Here is a 19,839-nt window from a genome sequence, read left to right as displayed (position 1 = left end):
TTGCTTATTTAATTACCTGGTTTATTTTATAGTTACGAATATAACAGCCCTATAGCGGGATGGTTTTAGCTAAAAGTATAAGCGTTGTCGCGACAAGTTAGTGGTTTTTAAATAAGCATTATCACTATGGGCTTGTTAGCGCTAACCAGGCGCAGGAATGAAGGGTTTTAGTTTGTAGGGATCAGAGCATGTTCTCGGATGGATGTTCAAAGAGCAGAAAACTAAGGCGCTAAACTAACCCGGTTGTCATTAAGAGGCACTAAGGAACCTTAATGCAATCGCTATATGAGTTGAGTCGTAGCGAGACGCTACAACCAGATTTTTTAAAAGATATCTTAATACGATCGTCATTGCGAGAAACGGTTTTTCTCCGTTTCATGGCAACCTCCTTGCTGCCTATGCTATAGTAAATAGGAGATTGCCGCGAACATTACCGATGAAGGATCGGAAGATGTTCTCGCAAGGATGCTCGAGGGGGAACTAAGGTTTTAAACTTACGAAGTTTTGCGTCGCACAGGCCAACTAAACTTCGTAAGTTGATTTACCGTCACCTTTAAAGATTAATGAAACCTTACTTTACGATTTCTCTATTTTCCTTTATCCCTATCTTACTTTCTGCTTAGTGAACGCTTTGCCTTTAATAGTAGCATTTCCCCGGGTAGCGTTTTTCGTGCTTGCATGGAATCAAAAGCAACATCCGGGCGTTAAATATCAACTTTATCCTTTTTCTCTGGCTCTTTATATTGCGCCATTGCAGTAGAATTGATCAAGATACGCTGTAATTGATTAAGCCCTGTAAGCTTTCAGAAATGGGGCTGTTCGGCTGGAAGGATGTTGCGCAAGTTCTTCAGGTGTTCCGGTAAAAACAATCCTGCCGCCCTGATTACCAGCGCCCGGACCAATGTCGATAATCCAATCGCTTTGGGCAATCACCTGCATGTCATGCTCCACTAAAATAACGGTATTTCCTGCATCTGCCAGTTTATTAAGCTGGATAAGCAGCCGTTCAACGTCTGATGGATGGAGTCCGGTAGTTGGTTCATCCAGCACATAAAGGGAAGATCCCTTTTGGCTTTTTTGGAGTTCGGTAGCTAGTTTAATTCGCTGTGCTTCTCCGCCAGAAAGTTCGGTAGCCGCCTGCCCAAGTCGCAGGTAACCCAATCCAACTTCTCTTACAATATCCAATGCCCGGTAAATTTGTGGATCTTCATCAAAAAAGTTGCAGGCTTCTTCTACCGTCATCTGCAAAACCTCCGAAATATTTTTTTCTTTATAGGTTACTTCCAATGTTTCTTTTTGGTATCGTGTGCCGCCACAGGTAGGGCAAGGGGTGTAAACACTGGGTAGAAAAAGCAGTTCGACCATTACAAATCCTTCTCCCTGGCAATGCGGACAGCGACCTTTAGCTACATTGAATGAAAACCGGCCTGCATCGTATTTCCTTTTCTTTGCCAATGGTGTGTTTGCAAAACGGCTTCTTACATGGTCGAACAAGCCGGTGTAAGTAGCGAGATTTGATCTCGGCGTCCTCCCGATCGGGCGCTGATCTACCACCACCAGCCGGGAGATTTTTTCAATTCCGGAGGCGATTACTCCACTAATGGGAAGGATATCGTCTACAAGTGGAGCGTCGCTCTGGTTATCGGTTTCTGGTTCTGCTTTCTGCCCGAGTGAAGCGGCAAGTAACTCTACTAATACCTGGCTAACCAGACTGCTTTTTCCCGAGCCAGAAATACCCGTTACGCAGGTCACTACGCCCAACGGGAAATCTACATCTACGTTTTTAAGGTTATGTCTGCTTGCGCCGCGAAGGCTAAGCGTTCCAGCTGGTGTTCTTAAAATATGATCCAATGGTTTTTCCTTTTGGTAAAGGAAGGTTGAAGTATGAGAGCCTTTGGTTTTGCTAAATCCCTTCAAAGGACCATTGTAGAGGATGTGTCCACCTTTTTCACCGGCTTCCGGACCTACATCTACAATCCAGTCTGCATGCCGGATCACTTCAAGCTCATGCTCCACCACAAAAATCGAATTGCCTGCATCTTTAAGTTTATCTAGGATCTGAAGAAGTGCCTGCGTATCGGCCGGATGCAAGCCTGCTGAAGGTTCATCGAGTACGTACACCACGCCAAAAAGGTTGGAATGTACCTGCGTAGCCAGTCGCAAGCGCTGTAATTCTCCGGGAGAAAGGGTGGGCGTGGTTCGTTCCAGACTGAGGTAACCCAAGCCAAGATCAAGCATCACCTGGATGCGGGCCTGTATATCGGAGGAAATTCGTTGTCTGATGATATTCTTTTCAGACTGCTTTGAGCCTATTGATGTCTTCGCATGTTTGCCGAATATTTCCGCAAGTGATGACATTGGCAGGCGTGAAATTTCAGCAATGTCCTTTCCTTCAAAAGTAATGGAGAGTGAGTCTTTTTTAAGGCGTTTGCCATTACAAAGCGGGCAGGTGGCACTGATCATATATTTTGAGACCCGTTTTTTCATTAGCGCCGACTGCGAGGTAGAAAATGTTTTGAGAACATAAGCCTTTGCGCCGATAAAGGTTCCCATATAATCTGGTGGTTGATTTCTGGCAATGGCTTTGGCCGTTTGTTCTGGCGAAAGTCCGGGATAAACTGGTGCAGATGGGGTTTCTTCAGTAAAAAGTATCCAGTCCCGCTGCTTTTTTGGAAGTTCCCGCCAGGGAATATCAACATTATATCCCATCGAAACCAATATATCCCGTTGATTCTGCCCCTGCCAGGCTAACGGCCAGGAAGCTACCGCACGTTCACGGATGGTGAGGCTGTCATCAGGAACCATGGTCTTTTCCGTCACTTCAAAAACACTTCCCAATCCATGGCATTTTTCGCATGCACCTTGTGGTGTGTTGGGCGAAAAACCTTCTGCATAAATGATAGATTGATTTTTCGGATAATCTCCCGCCCGGGAAAAAAGCATGCGTAAAAGATTAGATAAAGTGGTTACACTTCCTACAGAAGAACGGGTAGAGGACCCACCACGTTGTTGCTGCAGGGCAACTGCAGGTGGAAGGCCATCAATTGAGTTAACTTCGGGAACACTCATCTGATTAAAAAGCCTTCTCGCATATGGCGATACTGAATCCAGATAGCGGCGTTGCGCTTCTGCATACAGCGTTCCGAAAGCGAGCGAGGATTTTCCAGAACCAGAGACACCCGTAAATACCACGAGCTGATCTCTCGGAATATCCAGGCTAACATCCTTTAAATTGTGTGTATTTGCTCCCCTTACCCTGATCATTTTATTGTCTTTGCTCATTGCCATCTTGCTTCGCGCCTGTTTTTAAAGATTAAAGTTATGCAACATTCTAACGGGTGCTTAAGTTTTTATTTGTATAAATCTCACCATAGGTACTGGTAATGTATTTAAATTTCAAATGTATAAGGCGTTTTTTTGACAAAGAAATTTTTCGTATTATCAACCACCGAAAAAGAATTACAGTGAAAAAGCTACAGGAATTTAAAACATCATTAAATGCAGAAAGTCCCGAGAGTGGGATCTCTATACAATTAAAGTCACTCTGGTATGATGGTAAAGGCGATTGGGAAAAGGCACATCAGGAGGTTGATCATTTAAATGACCAGGCATCTGCAAGAATCCATGCGTACCTCCACCGCAAAGAAGGCGACATTTGGAATGCTGATTATTGGTACAGAAGGGCAGGAGCATCCCGGCCAGATTGTTCCCTTAACGAAGAATGGGAAGAGCTGGTACTGCAGTATTTGGCTCATTGATCGTGAGGTAGGTTTAATGGCGTAGATAAAACTAATAGTCATTAAATAAGCTAGCCAATCAGGTTAAGCGTTCTGTTTTGAGTTTTGTAAGCGCCTGGGGTAAGCCCGGTTAATTTTTTAAAAACCCTCGAAAAATATTGGGCATTGTCAAAGCCAGTCATTTCGGCAATTTCATCCTGTTGCTTATTGGTGGTAATGATCAGGTATTGCGCCCTTTCTATTCGTTTCTGGAGAATGTAGTTGAGTGGACTCCGACCAGTGTAACGGTGGAAAACCCTGGAAAAATAGTCTGTATTGAGGTTCGCCCGATTGGCAAGCTGGCTAATTTTTAAAGAGGAGCCAAGATTTATCTGGATGAAAGCGATCGCATCTATTACCACTGATGGCGTAAGTGTAACCTGATCATTCTGGAAAATCTCTGGCTTGAGAAATTTCGAAATTAACTGAAGAATAATGCCCTGTGTTTCATATTGTACCGAAATACTTTGCTGGTTGTTTAATTCGGTATACTCCTTATAATAAATGTCTTTTTCGTAAACTTGCGGATTATCAGAACGATTTATCCCTCTGCCTGGGTTAATTGCAATGATTTGTTTAAAATTTGCAATATCATCGGGATTTGCTTTCACTTCCAATATTTTTCTGCAATTGGAAAACAGGGAAATTCCATCAGGAGATTCTTCGAAAAACTGAATGAAGTACTGGCTCAGAAACAGATCACAAGAAAGGTTACACAAAGTAAAACTCGGAACGATATAGATAAAACCCGGGCGTAAATTTAAACCACCATTCTGGTCGCCGATAAATCCTTCGCCCTCATCTATATAATATAACCTGTAATACGGACTGATAACATTCCTGAAGTTCCACTTTTTATTGAGTTTAACATAGTCTGCATTCAGTAATTGAAAAGAATGTTTAATAAGCCCCTTATTCACGTTCGAGTTGCATCATGGTTTTCTTAGCTGATTTTTAAGGGATTGGCATACGAAGCGGCGGGTTTTTCGGCAGGAAAGTAGACCTTTAATCCATCGGTATTTCTTTCAAATTTCAAATTCTGCCCTGTGGCCACCAGCTGTACGCTATTTATTTTTTCAGGATAGTGGGTACTGCCATCCTTTAAGCTCGTAATTAGTACCAATCCGTTGGCTGGCCAGGCCATTACCGTTGCAAAAAGAACTTTGTCTTTAACCGCAAAGCGGATATCGCGCTCTCCAAACGGAGCACCTTTACCTTCATTAAATCCCTGAGCGGTTAGTGCTGCAGATTTATTTTGAGCAGGTCCTTCACCAAAGATTTTCCAGGGCCGAGTGGCGTAAATACTTTCACTATTTGCATTCATCCATACACCAATATCCTCCACAATCTTACATTCCAGTTCATCAATAGAACCATCGCCACGAACGGGTACATTTAACATTAAATTGCCGTTTTTGCTCACTACATCCACCAGGGTGTGGATAATTTTTGAAGCACTTTTGTACCCTTTACGGTTGTAAATGCCACGATCATAATGCCAGTCGCCAAGGCAGGTGTCTGTTTGCCACGGAAGCGGCTCAATGATGTTGCTCTGGCCCCGCTCAATATCCCAAACCATTGCTTTCCTTTGTTCCTCATCCAGGATTTTCCCAGTAATCACCGCAGTGAGTTTCCCTTTTTCTTTAATGCTTTTATTGTACAGGTGTGCGGCAATTCGAAGACCGGCATCGCTAACGGGCCATAAAGGAAACTGAGAGTCATCGAAATAAATCATATCCGGATTGTATTTATTATTTACCTGGTGGAGTAACGCCATTGCCCCAATTCCACTGTTTATGAATAACACCATCATCCAGGCTGTTTTCACTTAACTGATGATTTTGGGCGTAAAGCTCTTGTGGATCAAGTCCATCCCACCATTTACCTTTACCATCTTTCTTTGTTAATTTTCCATCATAAGGTACGCCAGCCAATGGTCCATTTTTATCAGCACGCTGGGCTGTTTCTAACCAGCTCCAGGTATGTGCCGCATGTACACTTACGGCAAAAGGAAGGTCGTGTTTTTTTGCAGCAGCAGCCCATCCTCCAACAATATCTTTTTTCGGTCCCTGTTTTGTTGAGTTCCAATCTTTCTGGTATTTGCTATCATAGAGGTCGAGATTATCGTGGTGATTGGCCAAGGCCATAAAATATTTTGCACCGACACTTTTGTATAACGAAACCAAGGCTTCAGGGGCCCATTTTTCTGCTTTCCAGGTATTAATCACATCTTTAAAACCAAACTGAGAAGGATGACCATATTTTTCGAGATGAAATTTATACTTCCTGCTTCCTTCCATATACATTTCACGTGCATACCAATCTCCGGCTTCTGGCTGGCATTGTGGCCCCCAATGCGCCCACATTCCAAATTTTGCATCTCTGAACCATTCTGGTGTTTGATAGCCAGATAAAGATTCCCAGGTAGGTAAAAAAGGACCAGCTAAAATTTTCTCTACAAATTCTTGTGCGGCATCTTCATTAATGGAGCATGCAAAAAGCTTACTGGAAAAAAATAGTGTGGGTAAACCAATGGCAAGGCTTTGAATGAGTTTTCTACGATTCATATACATTTGGTTAGCATGTTCTAATATAGAAAACAAATTTATTAGTGCAGATCTGAAGATCTTTATATTAAAGAGACTTCTTTTTGTACAAATCAGACTTTTATGGTGTGAAAATTAGCATTTGCTGATCAGCTCTCAGGGTAGTGAGTGAAACTTATTAATCAATATTAAATGTCAGAATAATCAGTTGGATAAATAAACCTGGTGTCGTTTTTAGATACATTGTTTTGATAGTTCTGCATTGCAGAAAGTTTTTTCCAATGGTCATCAGCGGAGAAAGCCTTCCAATGTGCATCACGATCGGCCTTATTTTCAAAAGTAGTTAAATACATCAGGTTGGGCATGTGGTTACCTGCAAGCACCTCACCATAAAAAACGGCATTGAAACCAAGTCTTTTAAACAGGCCGATTTCATCGCCTTTATTAAACATATCAACTTTATTCTGAAAATACTTTTCGGTAGGTGCCTCATAACTTCGCAATTCATAAATCCGTTCTTTCATTGGCGATTTTAATTTCGGTAACATGAAATTCGGCGCATCAGCGAAAGCTTTGAGCACGATAGATTCCAACCTTTCATAGGGTTCGTCATTATATAGCGCATCCAGATATGCTTTGCCATCAGCAGCATACTGCTTATCTTTAACGAGATTCTCATTCAAAGCCAAGATGCTGTTAAAAGATTTTAACGGGATGAAAACATAAATCAACTTTTCAGTAGGCATAGCCGGATCACTCATTACAGGCTTAAAAACACCAACCTTTTCAATTCCGAAGCGATGAAGTGCTGGTAAATAGGCTTTTTGTAAATAATCATCTACTACTTTTTCCTGTGCATCAGATTTTAAATGGTAAATCTTAATCTGATAGAAATCCCGTTTAGCCGCTGTGGCATTAAACAAATTCGTTAAAAAGATTAACGAAAACAAAAGGGTTGTTTTAATTCTTTGCGACATGTGAATAGATAATCAAAATATTTATAGGTGATGTCTAAAATAGGGATTTATTCAAATTATCCGGTAAGCGACTATTTTTAAAAAATGATTTATGTTTACTGAATATGTTTGCCAACATATAGGTGTGAAGGAAAGAATTAAATCCTAGTGAACATTCATCTTATTAATTATCTCCGATTGTATCACTTCGTAATTGTCAATCTCACTGATGATTTTCTTTTGTAAATATTCCAGTACGCAGGTTCTTCTGATGGTAACTTCAACCATGTTATCGTGCGCCTCAACAGGCAACTTCAAAAAGTTTTTATGCAAAAAGGGCTCAAAAATTTCTTTATAAGTAATTTCGTCCAGCTGTATTTTATATGTATTAACCATCTCTATTTCAGTCTTATTAATTAAATAACTGAATGGTTATTGTTTTTGTTTTGGAAATTCAGAAAAAATAATGTATTGCTCTTAGCTCTTAAAAAATAAGTGGGAAGCATGTATCTAGACAAATCAAATCATTAATTAATGAGGGACCAGAAATCACTATTCTTCACTCCCTGAAGTTGAATTGACTTCAGTTCAAACGATTTAGCATGGTGAATGTTAATATAAAAAAGGATATTAATTTGGAAAACTCACGCCCGCATGACCTGGCCGTTCTGGTATACGATAAGCTCAGGCTAACCAAGCAAAAATTCCCGCTTCCAGAACTTCAGGTACTTGATGATTTTTTTGATTGCCTGTTTTTTTTGAGCATGTGCAAGGAGGAAAGCGATCTGATCAGGGTTACGGTAACCTTTATCGATCCTTCCAATCCAGATCCGGCGCCTCCAAAACATATCGTTCCAGAAAGATGGAGTTGTATTGCTTTCGAACAGCCGATAGCGATGAACACCAAGGCTTTGGCTAAACTTTCTAAAGCTGCTGATCCGGCAAGTTCCTCGCTCGCAGTTTATTATGATGAAACAGGCAGTCTTTTCATTTGGGGAATGATTGATCAGGCCATGCACTATCAAAATTTTTTAAATTATGAATCTGATACTGGTTCAGAGCAACCCGGCCTGTTTCAGGTTTCGGTGAGTGATATCGGCACACTCCATGTGCTATTTGATTATGAACTCCTCGCCACGCTGAAGCAAAATGTGCTTGTAAAGCGCTATCTGGATGTGTTAACCATAGGGCCCATCTCAAAAATCCTTCGGAAAAATGCGGAATTTTTAAAAGTCAACTTGCGGAATTACATCGAAACGGCCCACCCCAATGAGCAATATGGTGACTGGGAAGATTTTTTAGATGGCCTTTGGATCCAGACATTCTCCAGGTTGTTACTTAAAATTCAAAACTACCAGCACGGTGGAGCGATTTTGATTGCCGATGATAGTATAGATTTAGACGTGAAATACAGAATTCATTATGAGCGATTAACCCTTTCAATGGTCGCTCATGCGAAGGCAGCCATAGATAATTTCGTTTCGGAAAGTACGATTGAAGGCGGCATACACGCAGGAAAGAGATCTATTAGTAAGGCGCTTTATTTAAGAGAGTCCGGGTCTTTTTACGATAAGCAAGGCACGGGCGATGAAATTAAGGGAGCCATTAACTTTATCGCTTCGCAAACCTGTGTAGATGGTGTGGTGCTTTTCAATAGAAATATGGTTACTAATGGCTTTGGGGCAGTTTTGAGGTCGAAAAAAATGCCTAGAAAAATTTATGTTTCTTCCACAGCTACAGCTACGTCAAAATCGTTGGCCGCTCATGATCCCAGGCATTATGGAACCAGGCATAGGTCTATGATCGCTTATTGCTGGAATCATCCTACCTCACTTGGCCTGGTAATTTCGCAAGATGGAGACATCAGGGCTTTCTCTAAAATTGAAGATAAATTAATTATGTGGGAAAACATCAAAACCCAGCAATACCTTACAGATCGGTCTCAAAACCGGAAAAAGTGACAAAAGAGGGGATGGGATTAAGTAGAATTGTTTGGGGAATGGTGTCTCACTACCGAAAGATTTATACGAGTAGATTCTATTTATTAACAGATTGACGAGATAAAACTTAGGCTGGTTGGTGATATACCAGCCAGTAGGTTAATCAGCAATGAGGTTGCCACGAAACGGAGAAGAACCATTTCTCGCAGCAATGACGACTTGTTGAGAATATCTTTTAAAAAATCTGGTTGTAGCGTCTCGCTACGACTCATCGTGCATAGCGATAGCATTAAGATTGCTTCGTACCTCGCAATGACGATTCCGCGAGAGATGTACTAAATAAATCCTCATGCTGACCTGTAGCGCAGCGGAAAGCTACGCAGTAAATTTATTTCAGCATCTCACTATGATAATATCCTGAATCAAGTTCAGGAGGACGATCCCTTAATAAAAAATTGTTCTTGAGAAAACATTCTCCGATCCTTCATCGGTAATGTTCGCGGCAATCTCCCCTTTGTTTTTACACTTTTCTAATCGCAATGCGGTTGCCACGAAACGGAGAAGAACCGTTTCTCGCAATGACGACCGTGTTAGTCAAAAGAACTGTGTTAAAAAACGAATCGGTTACAGTGGTAAAGAAATATAAAATGTACTTCCTTCGTTAATTTTGCTTTCGAACCAGATATCGCCATGGTGCGCTTCTACAATTTGTTTGGAAGTGGCAAGACCGATACCAAAAGAATGTTCTCCTGAGGTGCCTACCCGTCTGGCGTCAGTAAAAATATCAAAAATTTTGTCCCTGTGTTCGATGGGGATTCCTATTCCTTGATCTTTAATTTTGATCGTAACTTTATCTTGTGTTTTAAACATTTCAATTTCAATATTTCCGCCTATCGGGCTAAATTTAATAGCATTAACAATTAAATTGCTTACCAACCGCCAGATTTTTGCAGGATTTGCCTTAATTGTAACATTTATGCCAGAGAAAATTAAATTCTGCTCTTTTGCTTTTGCCTTAAATTGAAGTAATTCAATACAGTACATAATTAAAGATTTCAATACAACAGATTCTGTTTTTATATCATTAGCATTGGTATTGATGTTTAATAAATCGGCAATCATCTCCAGTGAATGAGTGCAAGACGTTTCCAGCAAATCAACCATCTTATGCTCATCTGTTGTAAGATCAGCATCTTTGAGTAGTGAAGTAATGCTAATGGCCGCAGCTAATGGGCTGCGAAGGTCGTGCGCAACAATTTGCATCATGCGCGTGTTTTCATACTGACTTAGCTCCAATGCTTTGAGTAGCTTCTGCATCTGAATATTTTGTTCAGTGGTTTGCCGATTAAGCATTTTAAGTTTTTTCCTGCTATGAGATAAAAAGAACAAAGTGATAATAATAACGACTGAAAAAACAATTAGTGAAAGCAGGTAGTTCTGTTGTTTTTCTTTCTCTTCACTTAAGGAATTTAGCTTATATTGTTGCTCATTGTTTTTGAAAAACATATCTATATCACTCGCTTTAAGCGCCAGACTTGCCTTATTGAAAGAATCCTGCTTGTTATAATAAAGTTGCAGGTTAGCATACGCCTTGGGGATATTCCCTGTTTTATCATAATACATCCACTCCAGCTGATACAACTTTAATTGGGTCTCTATCGGCATAGCCTTCTCAGAATACTTGACAGCTAATTTTCGCCTCAACCCTTTCAACACACGATCAGTCTTTTGTAAATGATTAAAGTTGAGGTAAAGTTTGGCCAGTTTAATTTTTGCTGTTAGGGCATCCACTTCATCAAATTCGGGCCGGTCATTAATAGCAATACTTTTTTTTAAGTAGTATTCTGCCTGATCATATTGACCTAATTTAGCATATACTCCCCCAAGATTGCCGTATACTATACCCATAGAAGTAAGAATATAATCCTCTTTTAACTGATGCATCTGTGGATATTGGTTGATTAAATTTACAGCCTTTTTATAGTAAAGTGTTGCACTATCTAACTTACCGATAAGTTCATAGCAAATGCCGATAGAATTTAGATAGTTGTTCTTCGATAAGTAAGTGTTGTAGAGTGTTTGCTTATCATTACACTTTTCACTATCATGATAAGCCTGTTTAAAGAAATGAATGGCCTGCTGATACTGCTTCTGTTTATATCTAACTTCACCAAGGCGATAGGTGAAACCATAAGCATGGCATTTATCTAGATTTTTGGCAGCAAAGTACTGGGCTTTGTAATAGTAGTGAAATGCAGTATTAGACTGTTTATTCATTAATGTGGCATCGCCTTTGGCAAATAGCGCATCTATGTACTCAAGCTTATATTGGTTTTGCCAATTATTTAAAAGAGCCAGCATACTATCGGCATATAAATTTGTTTTTGCAGCATCTTCCTTTGTTGTACGATAATGCATGAATTTAACGTTTAGCCGCTCAAACAAATCCTTTACACTGGGATTTTTTATGGTATGATAGGTAGAATCAAGATAATTTATTGCTTGATCGCTCATCTTGTAACGCCTCATGGTATCTACTTTTCCTAATATTTGTTTTGCCTGATTGGATAAACCGGGATCGGTTTGTTGGGATGGTTTTCTGTTGCAGGAAGCAAAATAACAAAGAATGATTAGACTAATTAAGATTTTATGCATAGGGAGTTTATCTGGGGATGGCAGTTATCTATAAATTCTTATTGGCACTGGTAAATGGGTCAGATTCATATTTAACCATGTAAAAAATGGCTACATAAAAAAGTATTTATCTGGACTTTAATAATGCAATATTTGTTGAAAAAATAAATCTATAAGGATCAAATTGTTTGGGCGGAGCATTTAAACTTATCTACATTATATGGTGTTTTTTTTTGTCTAAACAATTGCACCTGCATAACCAATTTTTAAACCTAGCTTAATAAGTTGTTTAGGCGTGGTGCAAATTTTAAATTATTGATCTTTCTTAAAATGCCACATTTTCGTATCCTAATTATAAAAGGTAGACGGGGAAAGGTTGTAGAAATCAACCATAATGTTCTTTGCCCCTTATAAATTTTAGCAATACTTAAAACCTTTGTTCGTTCAGTGTGCGGTTCAGTCAATTCAAGCTTGCTTTGTGCAGGTTTTTTGCCTCGTAACCTCATGGGCAATGTTCGTAGCAGTCTACAAATGGCTATAGCATTAACTGCAATGAGGGTGCTTCTAAACGGAGAAACCTCTCTTTCTTTTAATGACGGAACCAATTAAAAAGTTTAGTCGGCCTGTGCGACTGAAAACTTAGTAAGTTTAAGTCATATTCTTTCTCCTTGAACGTCCTGGCGTGAATATTTTTCAATCCTTCACCGATAATGTCTGTAGCAATCTTCTATTTGCTATTGTACTAACAGCAATGAGCTTGCTTCGTTTTACCTCCTTGCAATGAAATTCAGAAGTTTTTAATTCAACGGACAAAATCCCTATTTTATGGAGTGATAATGCCTTTCTATCTATTGGCTATTCTTCATCATATTTACTTGTAATACATTCGTTGCAAGAAAAAAATAAACGGCTTAACTGGTCTTTTATCTGAACAAAAATTTTTCAACTATTATATCATTAACGCTATTAACCTTCCTTAATACTTTGCAATAATTTATGCCAAAGATAATCAACAAAATACTGCCGTATTTAAGATTGAAATATATCCTAATGATTTATGTCATTAAGATAAGTATAAACAGATGCTGAATACATCAAATAAATTAACATACTAATTCACCAATGAGTAGAAATAAGTGCTTAAAAAACTTTGCTTTTACTTAGCCTAAATATCATCAATACCCATCAGGATCGTACCCAAGTTTAATACTGCATTAAATATGAAAAAACTTTACCCGTCTTCATGCACCAAAAAGGATCTATCGATCTGCCAGATATTTTCAGGAGAATTACCCCTTAAAATCCCTCCAACTAAAGAAAATAAATCTTCCTTTGATTTTATGATGAAACTGGCATTCTTATTTTTGCTGGTTTTTGGCATGCAGATAGGGTTTGCACAAGCGCAAACTAACCTAGCCCTGGGTAAAACGGTAACCTCATCTAGCAATTTAGATGCTTCACAATATCCTAATTCAAACCTTGTAGATGGGAGTTTCAGTACTTTTGCGAATACTAATAATACATTTAACCCCACCAATGCAGAGTGGTTTATGGTCGATTTGGGTTCTGATGTTTACATTAATAGTGTGAAAATCGGAGACCGTGCGGGTTCTAATCGGGCGCGTCGTTTTATGATTGTAACCTTTCCGAGTATAGTAGCTACCCAGAATCCAAGTCTCTTTCCGGCACAAGGTGGTGCAGTTAATCCAAGAGACTACATGGACGGTTCCAATTCATCCCTTTATAATCGCCTTATTTATACCGATGCATCTACTACTTCGAATACTAATTTTTTTGGAGGACCTGATGGTGGTACAATACCAGGGCCTGCTGGTCAAAATTTGGGTCCAGTATTTCCGGGAAAAACAGCAAGCGTAGGCGGACAATTGTCGCTAAATGTGGGTTTGCATAAAGCCCGCTATGTAATGATCATCAATCTACAGGATGACTACTTTGATCCGACAGAATTACAGGTTTTTGAAGCGGCATCACCTTTTATCCGTGCCTTTGTAAACGGAAGTTTTGAACAAGGTAGTAATAGTTCAGGAGCTGGGAGTCAGGTAAGAGAGAATCTTGTTCCTGGCTGGAGTACAACGGAGGCCGTTGGTATGTCAAAAGACAATGGACAGGATTCTCCAACGAATGGTAGCTTTATAGAGTTTTGGTCATCAGCATCTGGTGTCCCGGCTAAAGCAGGGAATTATTTCGTGGAGTTAAATGCCTTTACCAATGGCATGCTGGAGCAGAGACCGATTTGTGTACTCAATGGAGAAACCTTTACCTGGTCTTTTGCCCATAGGGGTAGGGGCGGGGTAGATGTAATGAGTTTGCGGATTAATGATATAGACGTTGCTAATTTTTCAGATAACAACGCTGCTGGCGGAACACATAGCGCCAGTATATTAACCCCGGCTAACACCACTTTAACCTCCCAGGCAACAGATGCCAATGGCTGGACACAGTATACCGGTACCTGGCGAAATACTACGGGTTCCATTCAAAAGGTAAGTTATGGTTACCGGGCGGTAAGTTCAGCAGGTGGAAATTTATCAGCGGGTAACTTTATAGATAACGTCAGCTTAACTTCTTTATCAACTTTTGTATCAATAAGTTCTGCAACTGCCACAGGACCGGAAAATACACCCACGGCCAATTTACCAAGATTACTAATTTCTGGTACTACTACTACGGCCACTACTATTGAGCTTATCGTGAATGGAACCGCTACAAGAGGTTCAGATTATACCACGCCAACGGCCTCAAGTGGCAACATTACAGTCACTGTCCCGGCCGGTACTTATGATGGTACAACGGCAACCGGGATTAGTCTGGCGCCTTATCTCAGGGTCAGCACCGATCTGGTTTCACCAGAGCCTGATGAAACCATTACGCTCACTTTAGCTAATCCATCTTCGGGATTAGCAATCGGTGAATTAAGTAGTTGCACAGATGGGCAGTCTACTTCTACCTATACCATTACCGATTCTTGTATTCCGGCTACCGTAACCGGCCCGGCCTCTGGCTGTGTGGGCGGTTCTACGCTTCAGCTTACAGGATCAGATACCCCAGCTACCAATAATCCCTGGGTATCTTCAAACCCTGGTGTAGCCACTGTTGATAATACAGGTTTGGTTACGCCAGTTTCTGCAGGTAATACCACCATTACTTATACCAATAGCACAGGTTGTACCGCTACAATTGTGATTACCATAAATCCCCAACCCACCATTACCGGCACCACCAGTGCATGTATCGGGTCAACTTCGAAACTTACAGGTTCTGCTACGGCAGCTACCAATAACCCATGGGTATCATCTAACACGGCAATAGCCACGGTTAGCAATACGGGTTTAGTTACCGGGGTTGCAGTAGGAACAGCGGTTATTACTTATACCAACAGCAATGGTTGTTCGCAGCAAGTCACTTTTACCGTAAATGAATTGCCAACTATTACCGGCACATCAACTGTGTGTGTAGCTGGTACTACTCAACTTACGGGCTCTGCCACAGCAGCCACTAATAATCCTTGGGTATCATCTAATACTGCAATTGCTACGGTAAACAATACGGGTTTGGTTACTGGGGTAGCTGCGGGTACAGCCACCATTACCTATACCAATAGTAACGGATGTACTAAGCAATTAACAGTTACTGTAAATGCCTTACCAACCATTACCGGAACAACAACTGTTTGTGTAGCTTCGACTACGCAATTAACAGGTTCAGGCACGGCAGCGACTACGGATCCATGGGTTTCATCCAATACTGCAATAGCCACGGTAAATAACACGGGTTTAGTAACTGGAATAGCCGCAGGATCAGCTGTAATTACCTATACCAATAACAATGGCTGTACCAGGCAGGTAACGATCACCGTAAATGCCTTACCAACTATCACTGGAACAACAACAGTATGTATTGGTGCTACTTCGCAACTTACCGGATCTGCTACAGCAGCCACCACAAATCCTTGGGTGTCATCCAATACCGCTGTAGCTACAGTGAGCAATACTGGTTTGGTCACCAGTGTATCGGCAGGCACCACTACCATAACTTATACGAATACGAATGGATGTTCGCAACAGGTAACCTTTACGGTAAACGCGCTGCCCTCCATCACCGGAACAACCACTGTATGTATAGCTTCAACTACTCAATTAACAGGTTCAGGTACGGCAGCAACCAATAATCCATGGGTATCATCCAATACGTCAATTGCCACAGTAAGCAATACAGGGTTAGTAACTGGTGTGGCCGCTGGAACAGCAACCATTACTTACACCAATGATAATGGATGTACCCGTCAGGTAACCATTACCGTAAATGCTTTACCAACCATCACCGGAACAACACGAGCCTGTGTAGGAAAAACCAGTCAGCTTACTGGCTCAGCTACGGCAGCAACCACAAATCCGTGGGTATCATCAGATACCGGAATTGCAACTGTAAGCAATACAGGTCTGGTAACCGGAGTGTCAGCAGGTACGGCTACAATCACCTATACCAACAGCAATGGCTGTTCTAATCAGGTTACTTTCACCGTAAACGCTTTACCTTTAATTACCGGAACAACGGATGTTTGCATCGGTTCTACCACCCAGTTAACGGGATCGGGTACACCAGCCACTTCAAATCCATGGACTTCATCGGCAACATCAATAGCCACCGTAAGCAATACGGGTTTAGTAACCGGAGTAGCTGTGGGTACAGCAACCATTACCTATACCAATAATAATGGCTGTTCACAACAAGTAACGGTTACTGTAAACGCCTTGCCAACCATTACCGGAACAACAACTGTTTGTGTAGCTTCAACTACGCAGTTAACAGGTTCTGGTACGGCAGCCACTACGGATCCATGGGTATCATCCAATACTGCTATAGCCACGGTAAATAACACGGGTTTAGTAACCGGAATAGCCGCAGGATCAGCTGTAATTACCTATACCAATAACAATGGCTGTACCAGGCAGGTAACGATCACCGTAAATGCCTTGCCAACTATCACCGGAACAACACAAGCTTGCGTTGGAAATACAACCCAACTTACGGGTTCAGGTACACCAGCCAGTACTAATCCATGGGTATCTTCAAATACGGCAATAGCCACGGTAAACAATACCGGTTTAGTAACTGGAATAGCTGCTGGAACAGCAATTATTACCTATACCAATATTAACGGATGTAGTTCAACTACCAATGTAACTATTAATGCGCTGCCAGCTGCGCCAACCGTATCTGCCGTACAGCCAACCTGTACCACTGCAACAGGCACGATTACGGTAAATGCGCCAACAGGTTCGGGATTAACTTATAGCATTGATGGTACGAACTATCAGGCTTCCACAACTTTTAATAATGTAGCTTCGGGTACCTATTCGGTAACGGTAAGAAACAGCAATGGCTGTACTTCTGCTACAACCAGTGTAACCATCAATCCACAACCTGCAACACCAGCTGCGCCAACGGTAACCACTGTGCAGCCAACTTGTACCACTGCAACTGGTAGTATTACGGTAACTGCTCCAACAGGATCGGGATTAACGTATAGCATTAATGGTACGAACTATCAGGCTTCCACAACTTTTAATAGTGTAGCTTCCGGTACTTATTCGGTAACGGTTAGAAATAGTGATGGCTGTACTTCTGCTGCAACCAGTGTAACCATCAACCCACAACCAGCCACACCAGCTGCACCAACGGTAACTACTGTACAGCCAACCTGTACCACTGCAACTGGTAGCATTACGGTAACTGCGCCAACAGGATCAGGATTAACGTATAGCATTAATGGTACGAACTATCAGGCTTCCACAACTTTTAATAATGTAGCTTCGGGCACTTATTCGGTAACGGTAAGAAACAGCAATGGCTGTACTTCTGCTGCAACTAGTGTAACCATCAATCCACAACCTGCAACACCAGCTGCGCCAACTGTAACCACTGTACAGCCAACCTGTACCACTGCAACTGGTAGCATTACGGTAACTGCACCAACAGGATCGGGATTAACGTATAGCATTAATGGTACGAACTATCAGGCTTCCACCACTTTTAATAATGTAGCTTCGGGCACTTATTCGGTAACGGTAAGAAACAGCAATGGCTGTACTTCTGCTGCAACCAGTGTAACCATCAACCCACAACCAGCCACGCCAGCTGCGCCAACTGTAACCACTGTACAGCCAACCTGTACCACTGCAACTGGTAGCATTACGGTAACTGCACCAACAGGATCAAGTTTAACTTATAGTATTGATGGAACCAACTACCAGGCATCGGCAAGTTTTACCAATGTTGCTTCGGGTACTTATTCAGTAACGGTTAGAAATAGTGATGGCTGTACTTCTGCTGCTACTAGTGTAACCATTAATCCACAACCTGCAACACCAGCAACTCCAACGCTTGGTACGGTTGTTCAGCCTACCTCATGTACACCAAGGGGTAGTTTTGTCATCACAAATTATAATGCAGCTTATACTTATACCGTAAGTCCGTTTGCTGGTGTAACCATTACTGGTAACCAGGTAACGGCCCCTGTAGGAACCTACACCGTTTCAGCAACACTTGGTTCATGTACTTCTGGTGCGTCAGCTAGTGTAACACTAACACGTCCGGCTACTTTAACAGCCGTGATCAGCTCTTCAAATAACGTAAACTGTTTTGGGGCAAGTACAGGTAGTGCAACCGTTTCAGTAACCGGAGGTACCAGTCCATATACCTATTCATGGAATTCTAATCCGGCACAAACCTCTGCGACAGCAAATAATCTGGCAGCCGGTACCTATACGGTAACCGTAACGGATGCCAGTGGTTGTTCAACCACTCAGGATGTAACCATTACACAACCTGCTGCCGGATTAAGTATTACCGGAACAGTAATCAATTCAACCTGTGGAGCCACTAGTAATGGGTCTGTTGATATTACACTTTCAGGTGGAACAACGCCATATACTTATCTATGGGACTCAGGCGAAACCACGCAAGACATCAGCAATAAAGGAGCTGGTACTTACACGGTAACGGTTACTGATGCTAAAAGCTGTTCTACATCATCATCGTTTACAGTTACAGCAGGTAATTGTCAGCCAATTGCAGTTAATGATTTCGGAAACACGACACCAGGTGTTCCAGTTTCTGGAAATGCATCAACAAATGATACGCCAAGTGGTGATGGTGGTAACGTATGGTCTTTAATTGGTACCGATGGTGGCGCAACGCTAGGTTCGGTAACGATGAATACAGATGGATCATTTACCTATACACCAAAACCAAATACCAGCGGAACAGATACCTTTACTTATCATGTATGTGATGTAGACGGGGATTGTTCTATAGCAGTGGTGACCATCACCATTGATGCATCTACGCTAAGCATCAGCACAACAGGTACAAATGTAAAATGTTACGGAAATACAGATGGTTCGGCTACAGTAACTGCAACAGGCGGTACAGCACCATATACTTATTCATGGAACACCTCTCCAATACAAACTACTGCGACAGCAAATAATCTTGCAGCTGGTAGTTATACCGTTACGGTTACCGATAACGTTGGTACCATCAGAACGGAAAATATTACCGTTAGCCAGCCATCAAGTGCATTAGTAGCGAATGTTGATATTCCACCTGTAGATGTAAAATGTTTCGGACAGAATACGGGAAGTGCAACAGCTTCAGCTAGCGGTGGTACTGGCCCATATACTTATTCATGGAACACTTAGCCAGTACAAACCACTACTACTGCAAGTAATCTTGCAGCAGGTACTTATACCGTAACTGTTACTGATGCAAATGGTTGCACCAGCAGCAAAAATGTAACCATCGCACAGCCTTCTGCTGCATTAAGCATCAATATCATATCGCAAAATGTAATTTGTTACGGTTCTAATACAGGAAGTGCAACTGCTTCAGCAAGTGGAGGTACCAGTCCATATAATTATTCATGGAATACCAATCCGGTACAGGCGTCGGCAACGGCCAATAA

Annotated in this window: 10 protein-coding genes and 1 pseudogene; 4 read left to right on the top strand and 7 right to left on the bottom strand. The window is 41.4% G+C overall.

The features are described from left to right. Positions 1-786: 786 nt before the first annotated feature. Positions 787-3,282 (bottom strand): excinuclease ABC subunit UvrA, encoded by a 2,496-nt coding sequence (gene uvrA / locus ACN1CD_RS20430; protein ID WP_419132263.1) that lies wholly within the window; start codon positions 3,280-3,282, stop codon positions 787-789. A 182-nt stretch (positions 3,283-3,464) separates the two neighbouring features. Between uvrA and ACN1CD_RS20425 the strand changes: the two genes are divergently transcribed. Next, on the top strand, positions 3,465-3,758 hold the full coding sequence (locus ACN1CD_RS20425) for a hypothetical protein (protein ID WP_419132262.1): 294 nt from the start codon (positions 3,465-3,467) through the stop codon (positions 3,756-3,758). A 50-nt stretch (positions 3,759-3,808) separates the two neighbouring features. On the opposite strand, the gene ACN1CD_RS20420 is transcribed toward ACN1CD_RS20425, so the two are convergent. From ACN1CD_RS20420 to ACN1CD_RS20400, 5 genes are all read right to left on the bottom strand, one after another. Beyond that, complete coding sequence (locus ACN1CD_RS20420; protein WP_419132261.1) at positions 3,809-4,696, bottom strand: helix-turn-helix domain-containing protein; 888 nt, start codon at positions 4,694-4,696, stop codon at positions 3,809-3,811. A 23-nt stretch (positions 4,697-4,719) separates the two neighbouring features. Next, positions 4,720-5,589, bottom strand: coding sequence for an alpha-L-fucosidase (locus ACN1CD_RS20415; RefSeq protein WP_419132260.1), 870 nt, complete (start codon positions 5,587-5,589; stop codon positions 4,720-4,722). Continuing rightward, positions 5,528-6,343 carry an alpha-L-fucosidase gene (locus ACN1CD_RS20410; protein WP_419132259.1) on the bottom strand — a complete coding sequence of 272 codons (816 nt, stop codon included), beginning with the start codon at positions 6,341-6,343 and terminating at the stop codon, positions 5,528-5,530. Before ACN1CD_RS20410 ends, ACN1CD_RS20415 begins: the two co-directional genes overlap by 62 nt. 167 nt (positions 6,344-6,510) lie before the next feature. Continuing rightward, entirely contained in the window at positions 6,511-7,299 is a 789-nt protein-coding gene (locus ACN1CD_RS20405) for an NIPSNAP family protein (protein WP_419132258.1), read from the bottom strand. 144 nt (positions 7,300-7,443) lie between these two features. Beyond that, positions 7,444-7,674 carry a hypothetical protein gene (locus ACN1CD_RS20400; RefSeq protein WP_419132257.1) on the bottom strand — a complete coding sequence of 77 codons (231 nt, stop codon included), beginning with the start codon at positions 7,672-7,674 and terminating at the stop codon, positions 7,444-7,446. A 206-nt stretch (positions 7,675-7,880) separates the two neighbouring features. Between ACN1CD_RS20400 and ACN1CD_RS20395 the strand changes: the two genes are divergently transcribed. Continuing rightward, positions 7,881-9,239: a putative sensor domain DACNV-containing protein gene (locus ACN1CD_RS20395; protein ID WP_419132256.1), complete on the top strand. Its 1,359-nt coding sequence runs from the start codon at positions 7,881-7,883 to the stop codon at positions 9,237-9,239. Positions 9,240-9,842: 603 nt separating this feature from the next. Here ACN1CD_RS20395 and ACN1CD_RS20390 read toward each other — a convergent pair. After that, positions 9,843-11,873 (bottom strand): ATP-binding protein, encoded by a 2,031-nt coding sequence (locus ACN1CD_RS20390; protein ID WP_419132255.1) that lies wholly within the window; start codon positions 11,871-11,873, stop codon positions 9,843-9,845. Positions 11,874-13,072: 1,199 nt separating this feature from the next. Between ACN1CD_RS20390 and ACN1CD_RS20385 the strand changes: the two genes are divergently transcribed. Continuing rightward, positions 13,073-19,576 carry a beta strand repeat-containing protein gene (locus ACN1CD_RS20385; protein WP_419132254.1) on the top strand — a complete coding sequence of 2,168 codons (6,504 nt, stop codon included), beginning with the start codon at positions 13,073-13,075 and terminating at the stop codon, positions 19,574-19,576. A gap of 99 nt (positions 19,577-19,675) precedes the next feature. Next, positions 19,676-19,798 (top strand): annotated as a pseudogene (locus ACN1CD_RS20380) (hypothetical protein); the annotation flags it as partial. Positions 19,799-19,839 lie beyond the last annotated feature (41 nt).

It is taken from the genome of Pedobacter sp. N23S346, from assembly GCF_048515415.1.
In the GTDB taxonomy this organism is placed as follows: Bacteria; Bacteroidota; Bacteroidia; order Sphingobacteriales; family Sphingobacteriaceae; genus Pedobacter.
The sequence above is the reverse complement of the archived record's forward strand: the minus strand, read 5'-3'. Positions and strand labels throughout refer to the sequence as shown.

Excerpts from the sequence above, each read along its gene's own strand:
- ACN1CD_RS20390 (WP_419132255.1), bottom strand. The coding sequence starts at position 11,873 with ATGCATAAAATCTTAATTAGTCTAATCATTCTTTGTTATTTTGCTTCC.
- ACN1CD_RS20405 (WP_419132258.1), bottom strand. The coding sequence starts at position 7,299 with ATGTCGCAAAGAATTAAAACAACCCTTTTGTTTTCGTTAATCTTTTTA.
- ACN1CD_RS20415 (WP_419132260.1), bottom strand. The coding sequence starts at position 5,589 with ATGATGGTGTTATTCATAAACAGTGGAATTGGGGCAATGGCGTTACTC.
- ACN1CD_RS20410 (WP_419132259.1), bottom strand. The coding sequence starts at position 6,343 with ATGAATCGTAGAAAACTCATTCAAAGCCTTGCCATTGGTTTACCCACA.
- ACN1CD_RS20385 (WP_419132254.1), top strand. The coding sequence starts at position 13,073 with ATGAAAAAACTTTACCCGTCTTCATGCACCAAAAAGGATCTATCGATC.
- uvrA (WP_419132263.1), bottom strand. The coding sequence starts at position 3,282 with ATGAGCAAAGACAATAAAATGATCAGGGTAAGGGGAGCAAATACACAC.
- ACN1CD_RS20395 (WP_419132256.1), top strand. The coding sequence starts at position 7,881 with ATGGTGAATGTTAATATAAAAAAGGATATTAATTTGGAAAACTCACGC.
- ACN1CD_RS20400 (WP_419132257.1), bottom strand. The coding sequence starts at position 7,674 with ATGGTTAATACATATAAAATACAGCTGGACGAAATTACTTATAAAGAA.